At 33.1% G+C, this 23,283-nt stretch carries 23 protein-coding genes; 9 read left to right on the top strand and 14 right to left on the bottom strand.

All coding sequences use genetic code 11. The annotated features are described in order from the left end of the window. Positions 1-63: 63 nt before the first annotated feature. Entirely contained in the window at positions 64-1,329 is a 1,266-nt protein-coding gene (locus Z054_RS0119200) for a T9SS type A sorting domain-containing protein (RefSeq protein WP_024771666.1), read from the bottom strand. Between the two features lie 250 nt (positions 1,330-1,579). Here Z054_RS0119200 and Z054_RS0119205 point away from each other — a divergent pair, with 250 nt between their 5' ends. The 4 genes from Z054_RS0119205 (at position 1,580) to Z054_RS0119220 (ending at position 5,612) form a co-directional block, all read left to right on the top strand. Beyond that, positions 1,580-2,290 (top strand): DUF547 domain-containing protein, encoded by a 711-nt coding sequence (locus tag Z054_RS0119205; protein ID WP_024771667.1) that lies wholly within the window; start codon positions 1,580-1,582, stop codon positions 2,288-2,290. Between the two features lie 106 nt (positions 2,291-2,396). Further along, positions 2,397-3,311, top strand: coding sequence for a hypothetical protein (locus Z054_RS0119210; protein WP_024771668.1), 915 nt, complete (start codon positions 2,397-2,399; stop codon positions 3,309-3,311). Between the two features lie 43 nt (positions 3,312-3,354). Next, positions 3,355-4,356, top strand: coding sequence for a glycoside hydrolase family 113 (locus tag Z054_RS0119215; RefSeq protein WP_024771669.1), 1,002 nt, complete (start codon positions 3,355-3,357; stop codon positions 4,354-4,356). Next, the gene (locus tag Z054_RS0119220; protein ID WP_024771670.1) at positions 4,353-5,612 is read left to right on the top strand and encodes a POTRA domain-containing protein; all 1,260 of its coding nucleotides are present in this window, start codon (positions 4,353-4,355) and stop codon (positions 5,610-5,612) included. The genes Z054_RS0119215 and Z054_RS0119220 overlap by 4 nt, the downstream gene beginning before the upstream one ends. Positions 5,613-5,690: 78 nt before the next feature. Here the strand turns inward: Z054_RS0119220 and Z054_RS31810 are convergent, their stop codons facing one another. Further along, complete coding sequence (locus Z054_RS31810; protein ID WP_161635312.1) at positions 5,691-5,840, bottom strand: hypothetical protein; 150 nt, start codon at positions 5,838-5,840, stop codon at positions 5,691-5,693. Positions 5,841-6,146: 306 nt separating this feature from the next. Between Z054_RS31810 and Z054_RS0119225 the strand changes: the two genes are divergently transcribed. From Z054_RS0119225 to Z054_RS0119235, 3 genes are all read left to right on the top strand, one after another. After that, a complete protein-coding gene (locus Z054_RS0119225; protein ID WP_024771671.1) occupies positions 6,147-6,560 on the top strand; it encodes a nuclear transport factor 2 family protein in 414 nt (137 codons plus the stop codon). Positions 6,561-6,732: 172 nt separating this feature from the next. Then, positions 6,733-7,710, top strand: a complete 978-nt coding sequence (locus Z054_RS0119230) for an alpha/beta fold hydrolase (protein ID WP_024771672.1) — start codon at positions 6,733-6,735, stop codon at positions 7,708-7,710. 161 nt (positions 7,711-7,871) lie between these two features. Continuing rightward, positions 7,872-8,360, top strand: a complete 489-nt coding sequence (locus Z054_RS0119235) for a hypothetical protein (RefSeq protein ID WP_152538612.1) — start codon at positions 7,872-7,874, stop codon at positions 8,358-8,360. On the opposite strand, the gene Z054_RS0119240 is transcribed toward Z054_RS0119235, so the two are convergent. The 12 genes from Z054_RS0119240 to Z054_RS0119295 form a co-directional block, all read right to left on the bottom strand. Then, positions 8,350-9,063 carry a TIGR04283 family arsenosugar biosynthesis glycosyltransferase gene (locus Z054_RS0119240; RefSeq protein WP_035092733.1) on the bottom strand — a complete coding sequence of 238 codons (714 nt, stop codon included), beginning with the start codon at positions 9,061-9,063 and terminating at the stop codon, positions 8,350-8,352. The two genes, Z054_RS0119235 and Z054_RS0119240, sit on opposite strands and share 11 nt — an antisense overlap. A 76-nt stretch (positions 9,064-9,139) precedes the next feature. After that, positions 9,140-9,889: a DUF547 domain-containing protein gene (locus Z054_RS0119245; RefSeq protein ID WP_024771675.1), complete on the bottom strand. Its 750-nt coding sequence runs from the start codon at positions 9,887-9,889 to the stop codon at positions 9,140-9,142. 377 nt (positions 9,890-10,266) lie between these two features. Next, a complete protein-coding gene (locus tag Z054_RS0119250) occupies positions 10,267-11,181 on the bottom strand; it encodes a DUF547 domain-containing protein (protein WP_024771676.1) in 915 nt (304 codons plus the stop codon). Between the two features lie 211 nt (positions 11,182-11,392). Continuing rightward, positions 11,393-12,898 (bottom strand): hypothetical protein, encoded by a 1,506-nt coding sequence (locus tag Z054_RS0119255; RefSeq protein WP_024771677.1) that lies wholly within the window; start codon positions 12,896-12,898, stop codon positions 11,393-11,395. A 181-nt stretch (positions 12,899-13,079) separates the two neighbouring features. Further along, positions 13,080-14,198: a pyridoxal phosphate-dependent aminotransferase gene (locus Z054_RS0119260; RefSeq protein WP_024771678.1), complete on the bottom strand. Its 1,119-nt coding sequence runs from the start codon at positions 14,196-14,198 to the stop codon at positions 13,080-13,082. 100 nt (positions 14,199-14,298) lie between these two features. After that, the gene (locus Z054_RS0119265; protein WP_024771679.1) at positions 14,299-15,417 is read right to left on the bottom strand and encodes an inorganic phosphate transporter; all 1,119 of its coding nucleotides are present in this window, start codon (positions 15,415-15,417) and stop codon (positions 14,299-14,301) included. Between the two features lie 145 nt (positions 15,418-15,562). After that, positions 15,563-16,531: an arsenosugar biosynthesis arsenite methyltransferase ArsM gene (gene arsM / locus Z054_RS0119270; RefSeq protein WP_024771680.1), complete on the bottom strand. Its 969-nt coding sequence runs from the start codon at positions 16,529-16,531 to the stop codon at positions 15,563-15,565. 97 nt (positions 16,532-16,628) lie between these two features. Then, entirely contained in the window at positions 16,629-17,441 is an 813-nt protein-coding gene (locus tag Z054_RS0119275; protein ID WP_024771681.1) for a purine-nucleoside phosphorylase, read from the bottom strand. A 167-nt stretch (positions 17,442-17,608) separates the two neighbouring features. Beyond that, positions 17,609-18,217 (bottom strand): TIGR04282 family arsenosugar biosynthesis glycosyltransferase, encoded by a 609-nt coding sequence (locus tag Z054_RS0119280; RefSeq protein ID WP_024771682.1) that lies wholly within the window; start codon positions 18,215-18,217, stop codon positions 17,609-17,611. A gap of 1 nt (position 18,218) precedes the next feature. Then, positions 18,219-18,710 carry a rhodanese-like domain-containing protein gene (locus Z054_RS0119285; RefSeq protein ID WP_024771683.1) on the bottom strand — a complete coding sequence of 164 codons (492 nt, stop codon included), beginning with the start codon at positions 18,708-18,710 and terminating at the stop codon, positions 18,219-18,221. Between the two features lie 18 nt (positions 18,711-18,728). After that, entirely contained in the window at positions 18,729-19,796 is a 1,068-nt protein-coding gene (gene arsS / locus Z054_RS0119290; protein WP_024771684.1) for an arsenosugar biosynthesis radical SAM (seleno)protein ArsS, read from the bottom strand. A gap of 115 nt (positions 19,797-19,911) precedes the next feature. Continuing rightward, complete coding sequence (locus Z054_RS0119295; protein WP_024771685.1) at positions 19,912-20,247, bottom strand: arsenosugar biosynthesis-associated peroxidase-like protein; 336 nt, start codon at positions 20,245-20,247, stop codon at positions 19,912-19,914. Positions 20,248-20,529: 282 nt separating this feature from the next. On the opposite strand from Z054_RS0119295, the gene Z054_RS0119300 reads away from it, so the two are divergent. Then, positions 20,530-21,540, top strand: a complete 1,011-nt coding sequence (locus Z054_RS0119300; RefSeq protein ID WP_024771686.1) for a LacI family DNA-binding transcriptional regulator — start codon at positions 20,530-20,532, stop codon at positions 21,538-21,540. Positions 21,541-21,574: 34 nt separating this feature from the next. Then, positions 21,575-23,278 carry a glycerol-3-phosphate dehydrogenase/oxidase gene (locus Z054_RS0119305; protein ID WP_024771687.1) on the top strand — a complete coding sequence of 568 codons (1,704 nt, stop codon included), beginning with the start codon at positions 21,575-21,577 and terminating at the stop codon, positions 23,276-23,278. Positions 23,279-23,283 lie beyond the last annotated feature (5 nt).

Below are 23,283 nucleotides of genomic sequence, written 5' to 3' on the forward strand. Positions count from 1 at the left end.
TTTTTTTTGTGTTAATACGATCATGATTTTGATTTTTTTGTTTAGATACTTCTGGATATTCTTTTATTGCTTTATTATTTTACGAGTGATCACTCGATCCTTGGTTATTATTTTTAAAGTATACAATCCTGTTTTGTAAGCACTCATATTAATAGAAACTACACCTTTGTTATTTGGGATACGTTTTATAGTAGTACTTCTCCCATTATTTAATGCTGTTAAGGCTATAGTAACAGGTGATTTTTCTACCTGACCAGTTTGTATGTACAGTATATTTTGAACCGGGTTAGGATAGGTTGTTATCTCTTTTTGATGAAGATTTTCTTTTTTTGCTGTTCTGGTTTTTTCTGGGCAAAATTCTGTTTCAGGATCTTTTAACCAATTAGCCCCATTTGCCGGATGTCCTACTATACAATCAATAGAATTGTATCGAGCATTCATATAATCTAATTTACTGTTATTGGATGCTATCAAGCTAGTTAGATTATTACTGCTACATGTTAAAATCTCCAAAGTAGTGTTTTTACTTACATCTAAACTCTTTAGCTTATTACTATGACAACGTAATTGTTTCAATTTAGTATTCTTACTTACATTTAGACTTGTTAGATTATTAAAGGCAGGTGTTAAGTAAATTAATTTAGTGCTTTTACTTGTGTTTAAGCTTTTTAATTTATTATAAGAACAATTTAAATGCTCTAATTTAGTACTGTTACTTATATCTAATTGTGTTAGTTTATTATGTTCACAATACAATGTTTTTAATTCTTTTTGTCTGCCTAGTTTTAGTTCGGTTATCTTATTATTACGACAATTCAATTCCTGTACTTTCCTGCTATTTGGTAAAAACAGTTTATTTAACTTATTGTTACTACAATTTAATTCGATCAAATTACGGCTGAGTATTGTTAGTGATTCTAGGTTGTTTCGGTTACATGTTATCGTTTCTAATTTAGTATTCTTGCTAAGATCTAAACGGGTTACTTTATAGTTTTTATAGAAAAATAATGCTAATAATTTTGTGTTTTTGCTAAGATCGATTTCTCTAATACGAGTTTTCCAAATTGATAAACTATTAATGTTTTTAAAAGCTTCAATACCAATAAGGTTAGATACTTGACTGCCAGAAACAAATATATGCTGTGTATATGCCTGGGCTTCGCTAACTTCTATTTTGCCATTGTTATTGGTGTCAATATTATGATCTTCGAGTAATGCTCTTTTAAATCTGGCATCAGGAATAACAACTTCCTGCGCTTGTAGTGATAGGGTAAGTGTTATTAATGCAATACAACTGCATATCCATTTTTTTTGTGTTAATACGATCATGATTTTGGTTTTTTTTGTTGAACGGCGAATTTAAATACGGGAGTGATGATGTATGTCCTGATTTCTTGATTATAAAAGAATCAGGACACATTGAGACCTATAATTAGGGAGTTGTGTAGAAAAATAAAATCTTAAATTGTTTGTAAGTTGATGATTTTCCATTCGACTGAATGCCCATTACCAAGGTAAATTTTAACAATTTAAAATACGATAAATTCAGTTTTTGATAGCACTGATAAAAAGGTAAAGGATGAAAAAAATAACAATTCTATTAGTTCTTCTCTCAATTCAATTTGGGTTTTCACAAAGTAGTACAGAATTTTTTACTAAAGCAGATAGCTTTTTTAAAACCTATGTATCTAATGGGAGGGTGAATTATAAAACCATAAAAAAGGATCCATCTTCATTAAACGAATTGTTGGAGATGGCTGCAACCATAAAAGTTAGTACAAGCAAACCAAAAACGTATCAGGCTTTTTATATCAACGCTTATAACTTGGCAGTAATAAAAGGGATAGTGGATAAATACCCAACAAAATCACCATTAGATATTAAAGGTTTTTTTGATAAAACGATCTATATATTAGGAGGCAAAAAAACAACACTTAATGATCTGGAAAATAAGATCCTTCGCAAAAATTTCCCTAAGGAAGCTCGATTTCACTTTGTGTTAGTATGTGCAGGTTTGGGATGCCCTCCAATTATACCTTCGGCTTATAAACCGTCAACATTAGAAGATCAATTGCAACGTCAAACGGTAAAAGCTTTAAATAACCCTAATTTTATTAAAGTGAAGGGTAATAAAGTACGGTTGTCACAAATTTTTGAATGGTATAAGGTAGATTTTACTCAGAATGGATCAGAGGTAGATTTTGTAAATAAATTCCGAAAAGAGAAAATTCCGGCAAAAGCCAAAGTATCATATTACTCCTATGATTGGAGTTTAAATCAAGTTAAATAATCACAATTTTTTCAAAATAATCTATAACAACAAATAAGAATTTTTTTCAAAGTTTTTTATACGAAAGCTACTTTGAAAGAGAATACTTATGTAAAAAATCGCAATAATGAAAACCAAAAGAATACTAATTACAGCGCTAAGCATTTTTGTTATGGCCATAGGATTAGCACAGGATGAGGATTCTGGAAAATCAAATATCCAGGAGTTTACACCTTCTAAACTTTTAAAGAAAGGACAATGGGATATTAAATTTTTTAATAGCATATACACACAAACAGAACAAACCGACTCGGGATCTAAATCGGTAACTATAGATAGACAAACTTTTTTTACCAATACTACTGAAATATTTACCGGAATTAGTAAAAATTCTAGAGTTAATATTGGGCTTATCTTTCAGGTTAGAGCAAATACTTATGGAGGAGCAGGAGCATTGGAAGTACTGAATTTTAAAGATAATACTACTGATGCCAGAAGTGGACTTACTACAATTGCACCATCAATAAGAATACAGCCTTTTAAAAATGTTGCGAATTTTTCTTTTACCAGTTCGTTTTTTATCCCTGTGTTTGAAGATGTTCCAAATGCACCTTATTTAGATAAAAGAAGTTTTTTCTGGGAGACTAAGTTTTTCTATGATAAAACTTTTGGAGGTAACAAATGGCAGATTTTTACAGAAGCAGATTTAGGATATAATTTTGGAGAAAAGTCAGTAGATGCTGATCCAGCCAGTGAAAATATATCAGAACGATTTGCAAATAATAGTTTGTTTGTGCCATTAAGTGCTTTTTTGAGTTATTTCCCAAGTTCAAAATCTACAGTTTTTGTAAATGCCCAACAAGCTTTTTTGTTTGATTTAGGAAATGATTTTGATCAGGATTATACACAGTTAGGATTTGGTGGTAAATATCAGCTGACTAAAGTTCTTAATTTAGAAGCATCCTTCGGTAAGATTGTTAGGGGAAATAATTTTCAAGGATTAGGGCAAACATTTAGTTTAGGTTTAAGAGCGTTATTCTAGAATACTAGTATAAAAATCGTATTTTCAGCAGTAAAAAAAGAGCATGAAAAATATTTCTCTACTGTTGTTAGCCTTTATTTTTTGTACGTGTTCTGGGCAAGGACCTAAGATTAATGGGGTTAGTTTTGTGGGTTCTCCAGAGGAGATTACTTCTGTAGAGATTGATCCTGTTGTAGAAGTCAATGCCAATTGGGCTGCAGTGATGCCTTTTGGATTTATAAAATATTTAGAGACTCCCACTGTAGTTTTTAATATCGAAAGGCAATGGTGGGGAGAGCGAAGAGATGGAGCCAAAAAAACGATTGAATTACTGCATGATAGAAAAATTAAGGTGATGCTAAAACCTCAAATTTGGGTGTGGAGAGGAGAGTTTACGGGTAATATCAGTATGAAATCTGAAGAAGACTGGAAAACACTCGAAAAATCATACGAAGATTTTATATTACTCTATGCAGTATTGGCAGAAGAGATGCAGGTTCCAATATTTTGTATCGGTACAGAATTACATACGTTCGTTCAGAAAAGACCCGAGTTTTGGAATCATTTGATTACCAAAATACGATCGGTATATAAAGGAAAATTAACCTATGCAGAAAACTGGGATCAGTTTGATAAAGCACCTTTTTGGGATCAATTGGATTATATAGGTGTAGATGCTTATTTTCCAATTTCTCAAAGTAAAACACCAACAGTAGAGGAGTTTAAGGAAGGATGGCAAAAACATAAAAGTAATATTATCACATTACAAACCAAAATGAAGAAACCTGTTTTATTTACAGAATATGGCTATCGAAGTCTTCATTTTACAGGAAAAGAGCCTTGGGATTCTAGTCGTATTGATGGTAAAGTTGATCTCGAAGGACAAAATAATGCATTGACCGCTTTGTATCAGGAATTTTGGAATGAACCTTGGTTTGCAGGAGGATTTCTTTGGAAATGGTACCATAATCACAATAAAGTTGGAGGAGAGCGTAATAATCGATTTACGATACAAAACAAACCTTCAGAACAACTAATAAAAGAGTTTTACTCAACAAACAAATGAATCTTTCCCGAATTGTTTTCATCATATTTTTTACCACTTGTTTCGCCTTTGGGCAAAACAAAGTGGTTTCCGAAATTCGTATACAAGGAAATAATAAGACTAAGACTTCGGCTATCACAAGGCTCACCAATATTGAGCAAGGAAAGGCCCTGGATTCTTTACAGATCGAAGAGGATATTAAGAGATTAAAGAGATTACCTTCTATAGCACATGCCTACTACCAGGTTAATGAAAAAGAAGAAGGCTATGAGGTGATTTATGGGATAGAAGAAAATTTTACGATCATCCCTTCTGCCAATCTCTATACGACTAATAATGATGAATTTGCTTTTAGAGTGGGATTGTATGAGTTTAATTTATTTGGCCGAAATATAACCCTGGGAGGATTGTATCAAAATGATATTTACAGCTCTTATGGAGCAAATCTAAGGGCACCCTTTTTGTTTAGTAAGAAATTAGGGGTAGCATTTAATTATAGTAATCTTACTACCGAAGAACCTGTGTTTCTAGAAAATGGTACAGCAGATTATAAGTATAACAATACCTCGTATGAAGTATTAGGGTTATATCAATTTAATCTTCAGAATCGTATTGAGTTGGGAGTGAATTATTTTAATGAAGATTATACATATAAACGCGGTGCTACTGAAGCAGGAATACCACAAGATTTTGATGTTAATAAGCTATTATATAAGCTAATATATGAATACGATGATTTGGATTATGATTACCAATATGTGTCGGGATTTAAAAGCACATTAAATTTACAATATGTGGTGAGTACCGAAAACGTCTTACCCGATTTTCTTATTGGGTGGAACGATTTTTTATACCATAAAAGAGTAGGTAAAAAAGGAAATTGGTCTTCCAGGCTACGATTAGGGTTAGCGAGCAATGATGATTCTCCATTTGCACCGTTTGCAGTAGATAATAATCTTAATATTAGAGGTGTTGGGAACACTATTGATCGAGGAACGGGAGTGATTGTCCTTAATACCGAGTATAGACACACATTGTATGAAAAAGATTGGTTTGTGTTGCAAAGCAATGTCTTTGTAGATGGAGGAAGCTGGCGTAATCCGGGAGGAGATTTTGAGGATTTTGGAGAGTCTCAAAATTTCAGATTATACCCTGGTGTAGGTTTACGTTTTATGCATAAACGAATTTTTAATGCCATTTTTAGAATCGATTATGGGCATGGGGTTACAGACGATGCTACCAAAGGATTTGTATTTGGGATTGGGCAATATTTTTAATGATCTGTTTTATCCAATATAGCAAAGAGCTAGGCTTTGCATAAAGCAAAAACCCTATTGAGTTAATAGTATAAATGGTTAACCAAAATCATTTAAGCATTGATGCACTAATGGAGATCCCATACAACAACCATTGAATAATGAACCACCACCACAAAAGGTACATATTTTCAGGAGGATATGTTTGGCAATTTCCTGCTCGACCTCAATTAACAGATTCTTGCTCATCTTAGCTTAATCTTTGAGCACCACTTAAATTTAAAATGTTTTTTTAACATAATTAAGGTTTTAAAAATATAATTTTCCTGAACAATTAAAGACATTCAGGTTTATGTCTATTCTTACAAGAATTTTTTTTCTTCAAAATCGCCTTTTTGCACCCATACTCACCTATTCGTTAAAAAGAAGTTAATTAATTACCGAACGTTTGGTAAAAAACTATATGTTTATATATTTGTATTCGTATTAGAAGTAAAATATCAAGTTTAGACAAGATCAATTACTGGAAAGAGTAAACATCAAAACAGAATTATTATGGAACAGAAATTCCCACTACCTCCGTTTTCAGAAGAAACAGCAAAACAAAAAGTACAAATGGCAGAAGATGCCTGGAATACAAAAGACCCAGAAAAAGTTAGCCTGGCCTACACTATAGATAGCGAGTGGAGAAACAGAGATCATTTTCTGAAAGGAAGAGATAAAATCGTTGCGTTTCTTACCCAAAAATGGGAAAAAGAACTTACCTATAAATTAAAGAAAGAGTATTGGGCACATACAGATAATCGCATAGCGGTAAGATTCGAATATGAATATGAGAATGAAACAGGAGATTGGTATAGAGCATACGGAAATGAAATGTGGGAATTTGACGTAAATGGTTTAATGAAAAAGAGATATGCAAGTATCAATGATATTGCTATAACCGAAGGAGAGAGAAAGTATATTTAGAAATTATCTCAGCAAGAAACAAAACTTATCTCGGCGGGTTACCTAAACGAACATAGAACTCGTTAAAATACAACAGAAAAGAAAAGATAGTAATCGTACTATTTTTTTATATTATAAAATTACCGAACGTTCGGTAATTAAATTGAATTACTAACATTACACTTTTAGAATCATGAGAACAATAAAAATCACATTAGGAATTGCAGTACTTGCAATGATTACACTAACAATGTATTCTTTTACGAAGAATTTAGAAACAGGTAATAAGGATACTAAGTCACGACATACATCAACACTATATAAAACTGTTGAAGTAAATGGATTGGATATATTTTACAGAGAAGCAGGGGCAAAAAATAAGCCTACCATTCTATTGTTGCATGGGTACCCCACATCATCCCATATGTTTAGAAATCTGATTGTAGACCTGGCAGATGATTATCATATTCTGGCACCGGATTACCCTGGATACGGAAGATCAGAACAGCCATTGCTATCAGAATTTGACTATACTTTTGATAATATGGCTACTATTGTTGAAGGTTTTTTGGCCACACTAGAAGTGAAGAAGTTTAGTTTATACCTTATGGATTATGGTGCTCCTGTAGGGTTTAGGGTTGCTTCTAAATACCCTAATCGAATAGAATCATTAATTGTTCAAAACGGTAATGCTTATAATGAAGGTATTAGAGAGTTTTGGGATCCTCTTAAAACATATTGGAATGACCCATCGGTTAAAAATGGTAAAGCTTTAGAGGGTTTTCATAAGCTAGAAGGATTAAAGTGGCAATATACCCATGGTGTTCAGGAGGTTAATAAAATTAGTCCGGACAATTGGGAAATTGATTTGCAGCATTTAACACGAAAAGAAAATAATGAGATTCAATTAGCTATGTTTTATGATTACAGAACTAATATTCCGTTATACCCTAAATGGCAAAAATACTTACGAGATTATCAACCGCCCACATTAATTGTTTGGGGTAAAAATGATCATATTTTTCCAGCCGAAGGCGCATATCCTTATAAGAGAGATTTAAAGAATATAGATTTTCATTTATTAGATACTGGACATTTTGCATTAGAAGAAAAAGGAGATGAAATCGCAGGTTACATTCTTAAATTTTTAAAGAAAAATAACATTAAATAGAGCGTTTAAATCAATAAATAATACGAAACGACTTTTATATTAATCTATATAGAAGTCGTTTTTTTCTATGGTATGAAACGCCATTCAATCTTGATCCTGGTATTTGGAATACGCAACCTTTTTTCATGCCTGTAATCTACTAAGTATAAAAATATATGCAGATGAGATCTTTTTATGGTATTTTAATTTCCTTTACCTTTTTGTTTTTGTCATGCAATAGTGATGATGATACTATTACTGAAAATACGATTAAATCTTTAGTTTTCGGAAAATATTCTGGAGAGTGTCTTGAAAATTGTTTTAATGTATTTGAAATTGATACAGAAAAAATAGCAAAAGACAATACTGTAAATTACTATTCCAATGACTTTACATTTAAAAGCTCATTTGTGTATTCTAAAGAAGTATTTGAAAAATATAATTCATTGTTATCAGGCATTCCTGATGAATTAAAAAATGGAACTGGCAAGGTATATGGGTGTCCAGATTGCGTAGATCAGGGAGCGTTTTATTTTAGAATACTAATGTCTGATGGAAAAGTAAAGAAATATAATATTGATGTGGATACTACAGAAGACCAAAGTACAGAAATCGTAGTGTTTAAAAATAAGATTACTAATACTATTGAAGAACTAAGGCTTATAAATTAACAACCTTTTCTTTATAGTAGCGATATAAATCTTCAGAAGAAGCTCCCATCCATTTTCGCATATGAATATTTAAAAAATGATATTGTAAACGCCATACACCAATCTCTTCATAACGTCTGGCAGAAGTAATCACATGTTTGGGGATGATTACAAACTGGTTTATAGCAAAAAGGCGATCTACCAAATCATTATCTTCATAAACAATAAAAGACTCATCATAACCATCAATTTGCCGAAATAGAGCCAAGGTTATAAATTGACTCTGATCACCACCTCGACATCGTTTACTTTTAAATTGTGTTAACCATCCAAGAAATTGCAACCACCAATGATTAGAATCAAATTTCATTCTGAAACATCCTGCATTATTTCCTTTCTTAACCTCTGCTATAATATCGGTATCAAAACCTTGAGGAGGAAAAGAATCCGCATGAAGAAAGTACAGAATATCACCTTTTGCAGTATTACCGCCTGTATTTAGTTGTTTGGCTCGACCTTTTTTTGATGAAAGAAGCTTAATCAAAATTGATTCGTTCTCTACTATGGTATTTACAATATCTTGAGAACCGTCGACACTACCGCCATCTACAATGATAATTTCTTTTATATTTTCTTTAGTATCACAAGATCTAATTAAGTGAGAAATCAGACGACTAATTGTTTCTGCCTCATTTAATATGGGGATAATAATGGATATTTTCAATTTTACTAAGAATTCGATTATACTGTAAATTTACTCATTTAAGCTCCATTCATATTCTTTATTTACCTTTTGTTTTCTAATCTAGTACAACTGCTGCAGGATAATCTTTTGATTGCTCATTTAGTTTCCAATCGTATTCCTTATACCCTTTTTTTGATTGTTTGTCAATTTTTATTGCAGCGTATCTGTTAATAAAATCCTTAACATCACCACCATTTACTTTAAAATCCCTTTTGTACCAGGTAAATATTTTCGAAACTATTACTTTATCTTTTGTAATTGTATTTCGGGTAGGGTCATTAATAAACTTTTCAGTTTGACTATCCAGAGCGGTATTAAGGTTATCAGCAGTATATGCTCTGTTCCATACAACGGGACAAGAAATCGATGCACAGTTGATTGCAAAGTGAATTCTTGGGTCACCAAATTTCCTTAGAATTTTGTGTTCTAACTCACCTAAACTATACCATACTCCATCAATTTTGAAGAATTTTTTCCCCCAGGGATCTTCAAGATCTTTAATGCTTTTTAAGGGATAACTGTCTATAACAAGCTTTATAGTATAAGCATTATAAGCGTTGATCCAATACGCCAATTTCTCTTCTCTTGTCCAATTTTCTTGAGGCGGATTATCAGAAAGTTGTTTAAAATATCGGTATAATTGAGAGCTGTCTCTCATGAATCCGTTATAATCTACTTTTCCATCATCAGATACATTTAGTAGTAATGCTTGATCCCAAATGATATGATCAAAACTGTTTTGTGACTGAATCTGATTTATTGATAATATGGCAAATAGCACTAATATAATTTTTGGAGCTTTCATTTTTTTAGGTTTTAGATGGTTATTATTTAGTTTTTATTAACTCTTCTTTTAAAATCTATGGTTTTAGTAGAGAATCAGGAAATGAACTTACAGTTAAAATTTAGTTTTAGTTGATTTTTGGGTTAATAATCAGGTATGCGAGGTATAGAGTAAATAGGAAGTTTATGATAGAGAAAATGACTCTAACTATTTGATTGTCAGTTGTTGATGTTGAGGATGATTTTTTGGGTTAATAAAAATTTCTGCTAGTAGCAGGCATGTTTTTTTTAGGTAAATTTTAACTTTTTAAAAAGCCATAATCAACTACTTATTTTCTTAAAATTTTGTATTAGAATAAAAAACCAGACAAGAAATGAGTGAAATTCTATACTATTTTACTATTCGTTTAAACTCCAATTGTATTTTTTGAAGCTCTTTTTTGCGTTAGTATTAATAGTAATTTTGGAGTATTTATTTAAAAAATGAATTAAAGAACCTTCAGTTTTAAAATCTTTTGCAAACCAGGTAAATATTTTAGAAAGTTGAACACTATTAGAAGTTATTGTATTTTGTTTAGTATCATTGATAAAGTCAATAGTTAATTTTTCTAACTCCCGATCTACATTTTGAGCTGTGAACGCTTTGTTTAATAACCGAGGGCAAGAAATAGAAGCACAATTGATACCAAAATGAATCCTGGGATCCCCCATTTTTCGTAAAATTCTATGTTCTACATCATTAAGAGTATACCATTTGTTTCCTAGTTTAAAAAAACGCAAATCCCATGGATTCTTAATGTCTTTGATACTTTTTAAAGGATAATTATCGAGGATTAATTTTATGGTAAATGCATTATATACATTCATCCAATATGCCAATGTATCAGATTTACTCCAGCTTTTTGTTGGGATATTTTTACGTAATGCTGCCAGATAAGATTTAAGTGCCAAATGGTCTTGTTTAAAACCGATATAATTCACAATACCATTAGCAGAGACATGTTTCTGTAGCAAATCATTCCATGGTTGATGATTAAATGCTTTGACGATATTGACTTTTGGATCTTCCTTTATTGTAGTTGTTTCTTTTTGTTGTTGTGCAGCCTCCTCAACTTCTTCTTCTTCTTCTTCGGGTTCTACTTTTTCAATCGCTGTATCTGGTGCTTTTTCTTCTACTGGAACAATGATTTTAGGAGAATTTATTTTTTCTTCGGCTGTTGTGTGCTCACCGGGAGTAGTATTTTGAATGGCTTTTTTACTTCCGCCGCAGGCAACAAAAAAACAAATTAAGACGATAAAAAATAGGTTCTTCATTAAATAATCACTTTTTAATTTAACTAAGATACATTTCCTGTTGGATAATACTCCGAGTAGGATGAAGATTCTTTGAAAAACTAAATGTGATATACTTTTTGGTGTTTTTTAATTTTGAAATTCGTCAATTCGAGTGCTTCAACTTTAGGGGAAGAAGCACTTAAACTGACACTTTTTACCTTAACGCTACCAAATATAGAACCATAGATTATCAATCTGTATGAATCTCTAAGGGGTCTACCAAATTATCTGTAGTGTCATCATTAGGATTTGTTCTAACATAGAATCCATAATCGGCTTCTACACCATGTACATTTGGAATCTCCATAATACCTTTCTTTAATAATCTACCCAATTCTTCTGGATGAAGTCGATATCCACTAGCTAGGTTAATCATTCCTACCGAAGAACCATGGGCCCCTTCTATTTCGAATACATCGTGTTCTACATTGGCTATTTCATCACGATTGAGTCCTGAAAAAGCAAGAATACTATGTGTGTAGTGACCATTAAGAACCCAGGAATCTTGTCCAAAGTCCATAAAAGGGACTTCATCTTCTCCAGAAAGCCCTCCGACGTTACCAATCATATCCTGTAATGCTTCACCGACTTCTTCTCTAAAAGCTCCTCTTACAAGATCAGGTGCTTCGTCTGCCTCACTGATTTTTGGAGCAATCAAAGTAGCATCAAGTATCCAGCCAATAGGTCCTAAAACGAATAAAAATGCTCTCAACAGTTTGATATACCACGGGATATCTACATCAACATCAATTCCACTGGTAAATACATTTACAAATCCATCATGCCAGCGAATAGAGCCTTTTACATTGTAGAATTTTCTGAAAAATAGGAGTAAAACCCCATCCCATTCTATAGTTGCTCCCGATTTTTCGGCCTCACCACTTATCTGAATTCCCAAGTCATGCATACTCATTTGCATAGCATTTATAGTGGCTCCCTCGATACTTTCTCCTACTTTTTCTTGTGCTTTTTTTGCTAACACAGTGTCCATAGCATCTCTGGATATAATAATTTGGATCCCGGTATTTTCTGGAACAATGGAATGATTTTCTGGCATTTGAGCAGATTCTCCAGGTAATGCCAATGTGGCGATTAATGCAGGAGTGGTATCCAACATCGTACTATTGTTTACTTGTGGGTTTTGTGGCTGTCCCGGCGGAAACCCAACCTGTACATGTTCTATTTGTGAGACAGCTCCCAGATAGAAATCAGTATTCCAAGTGGATCTGTTAGGGATTTCATCTTCTTCAAAGACAGAGCCTTCTATTCCCCCTATCAACGAATTATAAATAGGAATATCCATATTTTTCAAGATATCATCGATCAAACCTGTGGCAAATGTACCTACAAGCCCACCGATATCTTCTGGTGTAGCTTCTTCTACCTCTTCAACAGATAAAGCAGCAACCGGTGATGAACCAGAAACACCCCGTACAAAAGGGCTAAGTTTCATCCAAATATCAAATGGAGAAGCATCAGAATCTCCATTTTTAAACTCACCGGTAATGTGTAAACCTAGCCTGGCATTATTAGTGGCAGGTTCTCTGACCTCTACGGTTGGTTCATTGATTTGAATTTGAATATCTCCAAATTCAAATGATGAAGGAATAACTTCTGTAGCATATAAATGAGTAACAATTCCCTTAATAATATCTACGTTGATACCGACCGCAATTTTTACTTCTCCTAAGTCCATACTCGTTTTTTTTGTTGTTAATACTGGAACTTAAAAAAAAGTATTATATAAATAGTGATCAAGGGGTTAAAGACTGATGTTTAGTGGGTTAATAAACTGTTTGTGATTTTGTTGTATAATTAATTCCTTTAAAAAATAAAGTTTAAAATGTAATGTCTAGTCTATAATACTGCTGTATAGACTATTCATAAAGACTGGCTAATGCTTGTGTGAATAGAGTGACTTCTTCGATAGTCCCTGTACTTATTCTACACCAATCAAAGAAAGGAGGAAACGGTCGACCTATTAAAACTCCTTTTTCTAACATTTCTTTATGTAATGTGCGTATATCTTTTCCAGACTTGAAGAAGATAAAGTTGGTATGCGATTTTACGTAGGGGAGTTTAAAAGTATCCAGAGTTTTATAAATCATATCTTTTGCTTCCCGGGTTTTTTGTAGACTAAAGTTATAAAACTCCTTGTCATTCAATGCTTCTTTAGCTGCGGCGATAGCAGGAACATTACTATAGGCCACCATATTTCTTCGAAGTTTTTCTGCTAAAGCTGGTTTTGCGATAAGATAACCAATACGAAGACCCGCCATACCATATACTTTTGAAAATGTTCTGGATACGATAACATCTTTTTCTTGTTTTACGAGTTCGACCATCGAAGGGTAATCAGGATCTTCGATATAGTCATAGTAAGCTTCGTCACTAAATAAAATAGTCTTATTACTAATAGCATCACAAAAATCTATTAGCTTTTTTGAAGGGAGAACAGTAGAAGTTGGATTGTTGGGGTTACAAAGAAAAACTAGTTTTGTTTTTGAAGAAATTCGTTTTTCGATCTCAGCCATATCATATCCTTTATCGTCACCTACAGGTACCCAATTTACTTCTGCACCCCATTGCTTGGCATATGTCATCATAGCCAGAAAAGTAGGTTTCCCCGCAATAATCTCTCCTCCATTCGAAGCAAAAGTAAGCCCTGTGATTTTTAACCCTTCTGTAGAACCACCGCAGATAATAATATGATCCTTGGTTACTCCTTCTTTTTGAGCTAAAATTGTGGCTAGTTCATCGGCATATGCATATGGATATCGACAGCTATGATCAAAAGCAGCTATAATGGCTTTTCTTACCTTTTCTGAAGGACCATAAGGATTCTCATTAGAACTTAATCGTATACGTTTTGATAGTGGTCTGGGATTGAATTTATTGATTTCTTCTAATGTTAGAGCATTAGTGATACCTAAACCTCCTAATAATGCAAAACTCCCTCCCAACGAAGTAGATTTTAACCATTGTCTTCTATCCATGATATTTTATCTTTAAAATGATTTGCTTTCTAAAGATAACAATTTATTGATTTTAAAGCTCTTAAGGGTTTGATTAAACTTCGTAAGTTTTGAAATTTGACTATACTATATGTTGAAGTAACTTAAATAATAATCCACTTACAATAGCTGCTATCGGAAGCGTGAGTACCCATGATAATAATATTTTAGAAATCATCTTAGGGTTTGCTTTTTTGGTTACGGTGCCAATCCCAAATATAGAACCAACAGATACATGTGTTGTAGAAACAGGTAAACCATGAATACTTGCTGTAGTTACTAATAGACCAGTAATCATATTAGCAGTAAACCCTTGTCCAGAATTCATAGGAGTGATTTTTTTACTCATAATAACACCAACTTTTTTGGCATTTATAAGCCCTCCTAATGCCATGGTTATAGCAACAGCAATCATTCCCCACTTAATATCCATAGAATTAATGATTAATAGTAACCCTACAATTTTAGGAGTATCATTAAGTCCTCGTGCAAAACTAACAATCCCGGCGCTTAGATAATGTAAACTGTCTAATATTTTCTGTGAATTAATACCTAATAATTTCCCGTTGTAGGTTTCTACTTTGGTGTGGTGGATAGAAGCTGTAATCTTGGTTTCTGTAGCAACTGTGTTCATATGATGTGCAGAAACTGTTATCGCTTCTGCTTCTTGCTTTTTATCAATATAGATACCACTGTTTTTTGTGATATTAAGTTTTTTCCTAATATATCTAAAAATGATATACAATAATAAACTTAATACAGCAGCCATTAATGGACTTACAATAAGAGGAACTAAAAACGTTTTCCCAAGTTTTGCAAAATTAAACTCGGTACCAATGGCCATTACTCCGGCGCCAAAAAGAGCACCTACAAGGCTATGAGTTGTTGATATAGGCATTCCTATTTTTGTGGCAATAAATACAGTAAAAGCAGCTCCAAGAGCAATGGAGATAGCAAAAATTGGCATTTGGATTAATTCATTAGGAACCAGTCCTTTTCCAGAAAAGTTTTTTACCAATTCTTCTGCCAAAAAGATAGCAGCAACAGAACCTGAGAATGTTGTTATTGTAGCCCAATTTATTGCTTTTTTGTAATTAGTAGTTCCGCTTCCGAAGAGTGTGGCAACGCCTTTAAAATTATCATTTGCACCATTACTATAAGCCAAGAAACAAGCAGCAATAAAAAGAAGAATCAATATCATCAGTATCCAGTTAAGAATTAGTTGTCCATAATCCGACGTATTGTATTGTATTACCTTACAGCATCTATGAAAGAAAACAAAAAAAGAAGCCGAAGGCAAATACTTGTCTTCGACTTCTCAGGTTATAGTTAATTAGCCCTCGCTTTTAACAGCATCCACCTCCATCATAATGGTAGGTAGATTCGCTAATAAATATATCATCTCTGTTTAAATCAGCTATAGCACCAGCGGTCTTATCACATATAGCTATTGGTTGATTCTTAAGTAATACGTGACCATTTTTATCATCAAAATAGTCTTCATCGCCATAGTATATTGCTGCTTTTCCTGTAAATATACAGGGGCCATCTTCTGGCATTGGATCTTTGATTGCAGCTACTTCTATAGATTCTATGTAGATCAATTCATCAGTATCATAATGTTTTGGATCCAAAATTCTATAAGGTTTACGTGCTCTTATTTCTATAGTACCAAAACCTACATCGGTTAACGCTTTTACATATTCTGCAATAGGTAAACTTCCGCTTAAGCATAAAGCTCTTAATCGCTCATCGTTACGTAATGTATCATTCATCGGTTGCTCGCAAGTTGGATCACTCATAACCAATCTTCCATGTGGTTTTAATACACGATACATTTCTTCGATTGCTTTTCGAAGATCATCTGCTTTAAAAATATTAAACAAACAATTTTGTGCGGCAACATCAATACTATTATCTTCTACAGGAAGATTAAGAGCATCTCCATATCTTAGATCAACAAACTCACTTTTAAACCAGTCATTTTGAGCTTCAGCTTCTTCAAAATTCTTACGAGAAGCCTCCAACATTTCATTAACAACATCAATCCCTATAACACCACCTTTTTGACGAGAAAAATATGAGAATTGTAATAATTCCATTCCACCTCCAACACCTACATATAAGGTTTTTGGAGAATTAGTTAGGTCACGTGCATTTACCGTACTACCACAGCCATAATTCATTTCCTGCATAATTTTAGGAATCTTAAGCCCGGGTAGTTCCCAGATTGGGTTAGTAGTACAGCATAAACCTATATCTGGAGTTAATGCTGCTTCTTTATACACATCGTGAGTGGTATTTAAGTAGCTCATATATTAATTTTTGTCTTTCCAATTAAGAAGGAAATATAAGTTATTTTGGGTTATAATCAGTTTTGTCGAAAAGCGAGGAAAAAACTTTCACTACTACTTACAATGATTTTATTAATTCTTTAAATAATAGTATCATTTCTGGCTCTGCTTTTCCTGCCATTGCAATAATTTCATCGATATTTATCGGTTTTAAATTATCGGGATCACATTCGTCAGTAAGAACAGAAACAGCTGCTACAGATAGATCCAGATGATTCGCTACAATCACTTCGGGAACAGTACTCATTCCTACTGCATCGGCACCGATAATTTTAAGATAACGATACTCTGCACGAGTCTCGAGTTGAGGACCTACTACAGACGCATATACTCCTTTATGAAGATTGATATTATTGTCTTTGGCGATAGATTCAAGTTTTGCACTTATATCTGCATCATAAGGAGCACTCATATCTGTAAAACGACTTCCTAACTGTTCTACACCTTTAAAAGCCAGAGGTGAGCTTCCTTGTAAGTTAATATGATCATCGATAAGCATTAATTCTCCTTTTTTGAAATTGAGATTAACAGCTCCAGAGGCATTAGAAACTAATAAAGTTTTGATCCCTAGTTTGTGCATGATACGTACCGGGTAGGTAACATCCTGAAGCGAATATCCTTCGTAAAGATGAAAACGCCCTTGCATGACTATTACATTTTTACCTTCTAGTTTTCCATAAATTAATTTTCCTTTATGAAATTCTACAGTAGCTGTTGGGAAATTTGGAATATGATTATAACTTACTTCTTTAATGATATCTATTTCATTAATTAATTGTCCTAATCCAGTTCCTAGTATGATTCCTATTTCAGGATTTTCAAAGCCTTTTTTCTGAAGGAATTCTGTGGTTTCTTCGATGTATTTGATCATATTGTTTTGTTAGCTTATAATACCAATTTAACTTTCTAATTACGCATTAAATAGTTTATTTTCCTCAATTTTTTTGTTAAAATATTTTACCATAACTAAGGCTATGCAAAAATATTTTGCCTTAATCTTGAAAAAATAATTCAATTTAATTATACGTCATCAAAAAATTAAATTGGTAGAAATTTTTGAAAAACAGCAATGTCTTTAATATCTTCATAATAATCAATATCATTGCGTTCTTCCAATAATTTTAGGTTTTCTTTTTGAATATTGTTTAGTGTATCCTTAAGAACGGTTTCTGTTCCCCAGGTTTTATTTTTAAAAACTTGTGAATTTAAGGATTTCATTCCAAATAAATAGTATCCTCCATCTTCTGCAGGGCCAATTACATACTCATGAGATGTCAAAGCCAGAAATGCATTTTCTATATCTTTTTGGGTTAAATCGTACATATCACTTCCGATAATGATAATATTTTGATATCCATTAGCAAAACCTGCTGCAAAAGCATACTCCATTCGCTGCCCCAAATCATCTCCAACCTGTTGCTTTTTGGTATAAATCTCTGGATTCCAGGAGTCGTTATCTCTTATTTGTACAGAATAATGAACTTCTTTATGAACTTCTACATTTTTAGTAATTTCAACTGTATGTTGTAGTAGGAATTTATAAATATCCAAAGCTGGCTGATCTCCAATAGTGGCTGCCAGTCTGGTTTTACATTTACCCAATTCTGGATTTCGGGTAAAGATTAGAAGTAGATTTTTTTCTTTCAATTCAAGGAGTTTTTTTTTCTTTATGTAACCATTTACTCCATTCTTCAGAATAGGTATGGACTTCATCTGTTAATTCTTCTTTAGAATTTAGAATAGGGAGGCCTTTATTTTTCCATTCAAAAATACCACCATACAAATTATAAACATTAATATATCCAGCATTTTTTAGCTGTTCTGAGATATCTTCTGATCGAATGCCAATACTGCAATAAACGACTATATGAGAATCTTTAGGGATATGTTGTTGTGTAATAGATTCTATTTTGAAATAATCATACCCAACATGAATTGCTTCTTTTAAATGACTTATCTGATATTCTTTTTTCTCTCTTACATCGAATACTAGTACTGTATCCTGAATGGCTTTTAATGTTGAAACCGAAATATAAGGAATACTTTCGTTATTGTATTGACGTAGCAATTCATCTAATGAATTCTGAGCACTAGCTATAATTGAAAAAAATAATGATATTGAAAGTATAAAAATCTTCATTTAGAATCTCAAGAAATATTAAGCTACTGTTCCCTGGCAACTACTTCCTGCTCCTGCCGTACATCCATAACAATGTTGCGAAATGATAATATTTCTGTCCTGAAGTAATTCTTCGTTATATTCACTTATATGTTTTACTTTACTTGCTACTTTGAGATCTAGCATCTGATTAAAATCACAATCATATAACCACCCATCCCAACTTACAGAGATGGTATTAGTACACATTATATTTGCTACCGCATCAGGATTATATGCTTCTACCAGAGCATACATATAATCTTCATAATTTTCTGAAGCGATTAGGTAATCCAAAAACCTACTGATAGGTAAGTTGGTAATGGCAAAAAGATTATGGAATTGGATATTGAAATCTTCTAACAACGCCTTTTTAAAATCTTTCTCCATTGATCCTTGGTCTCCTGGTAAAAATGCTCCCGAAGGATTGTATACCAAATCTAACCTTAAGCTACTGCCAGGCATACCATACCCTCTGTCATTAAGCTCCTGAAGAGCTTTTATAGACTTATCAAAAACACCATTGCCACGTTGCTTATCTGTTTTTCCTCTGGTCCAGTGAGGCATAGAAGAGACTACATGTACGTTATGTTTTTTGAAAAAATCAGGAAGGTCATAGTATTTTTTATTTGCTCTAATAATAGTAAGATTACTACGTACAATAAAATCTTTGATTCCTGCTTTACTTGCTTCTTCTACAAACCATCTAAAGTTAGGATTCATTTCTGGGGCTCCTCCTGTTAGGTCCAAGGTATGCGCACCAGTTTTTTTAATAACATCCAGGCATTGCTGCATGGTTTCTCTGGTCATAATTTCTTTACGATCGGGGCCTGCATCTACATGACAATGCTCACAAACCTGATTGCACATATACCCCACATTAATCTGTAAAACTTCAAGCGTATTAGGGCGCAAAGTAGTATGACCAATTTCTGATATTTTATCGGCAAATCTGGGGAGTTCACCACTAGCAAAAATTCCATTATTCAAGATTTCTAATTGCCTGTTGGCATTTGCTAACTGATCATTGCGCTTATGTAAAGATTGTTTTGTTTTAGCTTCTGACATCTTCCGTTCTTGGGTTATATTTCTTTTGGGACTAATCTAATTTGATTTCATTTAGTTTAAAACAAGCCAGGATAAGTGGCTTATAAATTTTTGTTCCTGGTAAGACCAAATCTATCTACATAGAAAGCTTATCATATTTGTTCATCATCTGTACTCCATGAACCAAAGTGGCACCACTTTCTATAGCAGCACCAGCATGTACCGCCTCCATCATCTCTTCTTTTGTAATCCCTCGTTGTAGCCCGTCTTTAGTATAAGCATCGATACAGTAAGGGCATTTCACAACATGAGAAACAGCAAGTGCAATTAATGATTTTTCTCGGGCACTTAGTGCTCCTTCTTCAAAAACCTTACCGTAGTAATCAAAGAATTTGGTACCTAATTCTTCACTCCATTCAGTGATTTTTCCAAATTTTCTTAAGTCGGCAGGGTCATAATATGTTTTTGACATATGGGATTGTTTTTTTTGAGTTACAGACATGTAATGTTATGTCGTTAATGGTATAGATATACTTACATTAGAAATTATTTATTTCTTTAAAAAGTATGTGAATTCTTAAAGATATGTAAGATAAAAAACCCTAATTAATAAATGAACTATTTTTTTGGCAAAAATATAGGAATTACACTACAAACTAATTACGATATTAATATTACGTTAAGAAAAAAGCTTAATTTAGGCGTTGAAGTTCGACAGTTCTTCTTTTAATACTATGAAGCCAAAATTGAAGCTATGAGGAAAAAAGTAACCCTAAAACAACTTGCCAGAGAATTAAACCTTTCTATTTCTACAGTTTCAAAATCGTTAAAAAACGACTCAGAGATCAGTCAAAAGACAATTACTCGAGTACATGAACTTGCTGACTTTTATAATTATAAACCAAATGCACTGGCAGTAAGTTTAAAAAGTAATAAGACCAAAACTATTGGAGTGATATTACCCGAAATTCTCAATCATTTTTTTGCAAAAGTCCTATACGGAATTGAACAGGAAGCTTCAGAAAATGGATATAAAATTGTGACTTGCATTACAAATGAATCTTATAAAAAAGAAGTAGAATATGTAGAGATGTTAAACTATAGTAGTGTCGATGGTTTTATAGTATCACTAAGTCATGAAACACAAGTTCTCAATGAATTCGAACATTTTAAAGAACTAAAAAGGGATAATGTACCCTTAGTAATGTTTGATAGAGTGACAGAAGAGATCGAATGTGATAAAGTGATTGTTGATGATAAACAGGCTTCAAAAACAGCGGCGAAATATCTTATTGATACTGGTTGTAAAAAGATAGCCGTAATTACAACAATTGGCGGCCTTAGCGTAGCTAAGTTACGTTTAGAAGGGGCAAAAGAAGCTGTAGGTGCCAATGATGAAGTATCCCTAATAGAATTGGTAGTGAAGGATTCTAATACTAATGAATATGAAATAGAGAAATTCCTTAAAAATAATGATATTGATGCGGTTCTTGGATTAGATGAAACAGCTGCTGCGATCACCATAAATATGTCACATAAATTAGGATATAAAATTCCTGAAGATATTTCGGTTATTGGATTTACCGATGGTTTGTTATCTAAATATTCGTACCCAAAACTTACTACCGTTTCTCAACATGCCGAGGATTTAGGAGTAAAAGCTGCTCAGATTTTAGTAAGCCAACTAGATGATTTTGTTGAAAATTATAAGACAAATACCGAGATTGTCAAAACATCCTTAATATTAAGAGATTCTACCTATTAAAATACAAGCCGAGGTAAACATCTAAATAATTATAGTGAATAAAGATAAGGGTACTACAAAAGAAGAAAATCCGATTAGGTTTTCGGTTTTGGATCGTGATGCACAGTTACAAAGTGCAAAAAACGAAACTTATGATCTTGTTGTGATCGGAGGAGGAGTTACTGGAGCAGGAACTGTTCTAGATGCTGCTTCTAGAGGTTTAAAGGTGTGTCTGGTAGAGAAAAATGATTTTGCCTCTGGTACCAGTAATAAATCTACTAAACTTATTCATGGAGGACTTAGATATCTAAAACAAATGGAAATAGGCCTGGTTAAAGAATCAGGAAGTGAACGGGCAACGGTACATAAATTAGCCCCACATTTGGTAATGCCAGAAAAAATGCTGCTTCCTATTATCGAAGGGGGCACGTATGGTAAGTTTATGGCATCCATAGGATTAAAAATCTATGATTTTTTGGCTAATGTAGAAGGTGATGATAAACGAAAAATGCTTAGCGCACAAGAAACATTAAATAAAGAACCTTTACTTAGTAAAGAAGGACTTACAGGAGGAGGGTATTACGCAGAATATAGGACAGATGATGCAAGACTTACTATAGAGTTACTAAAAAAAGCAGCTTCTTTTGGTGCTAATAGTATCAATTATTGTGAAATGACTTCTTTTAATTATGATGAAGAAGGTAAGATTAGAAGTCTAAAATGCATAGATCATAATACGAAGAAAAGTTTTTCAATTCGATCCGGGAATTATGTTTCGGCAGCAGGGCCTTGGGTAGATTTGCTGCGAGAAAAAGATCACTCGATGAGTAGTAAGCATTTGCATTTAACCAAAGGTGTACATCTTGTTTTCTCAAGAGAGCGGTTTCCTCTTACACAATCTATTTACTTTGATGTCTCAGACGGAAGGATGATTTTTGCTATTCCCAGAGGAAGAGCAACTTATGTAGGAACTACAGATACAAATTATAATGCGAATCTTAATCGGGTAGTTGCTACAAAAGAAGATGCAGGATATTTGCTGAAAGCTGTAAATCATATGTTTCCCGGTTTAAAACTTACCAAGGATGATATTGAGTCGAATTGGGCAGGAATACGACCTTTGATTCATGAGGATGGTAAAGACCCATCAGAATTATCTAGAAAAGACGAAATCTTTGTGTCAAAAACAGGATTGATTTCTATAGCAGGAGGAAAACTTACCGGATATCGTAAAATGGCACAACGCGTAATCGATACCGTACTTAAAACCATGAGTGATAAAACGAGCAGTAAGTTTTCCGAATCACATACCCAGAAAATACCGCTAACCAGTACACCTCTTAAAGATACCGAAGAAGTACATGCATACCAGCATAAGATTACTAAACAACTCAAAGCTTTAAAAATAGAGGATCCCTATTATGGTTGGTACCTTACTTCGACTTATGGTAAACAAGCAGATATCATTATTGGTAAAGTAAATTATTTTCTTAATGATGAGGTAGCAGAACGATTGATACGGGCAGAGCTATGGTATTGTGTGCATTACGAAATGACTAATAGCTTAGCAGATTTCTTTGTGAGAAGAACAGGAAGACTCTATTTTGATATTAATAGCGTTCATAGATATAGAATATTGATTCAGGAAGATCTTATCAAATACCTAAATTGGGATAAAATTCGTCTTGAAACCGAAAACATATATCTGGACTTACTGCTTCAAGATGCTGTTACATACTATGAAAAAGAATTTGAATAAAATGG

It is taken from the genome of Aquimarina macrocephali JAMB N27 (genome assembly GCF_000520995.1).
GTDB classification, from domain to species: Bacteria; Bacteroidota; Bacteroidia; order Flavobacteriales; family Flavobacteriaceae; genus Aquimarina; species Aquimarina macrocephali.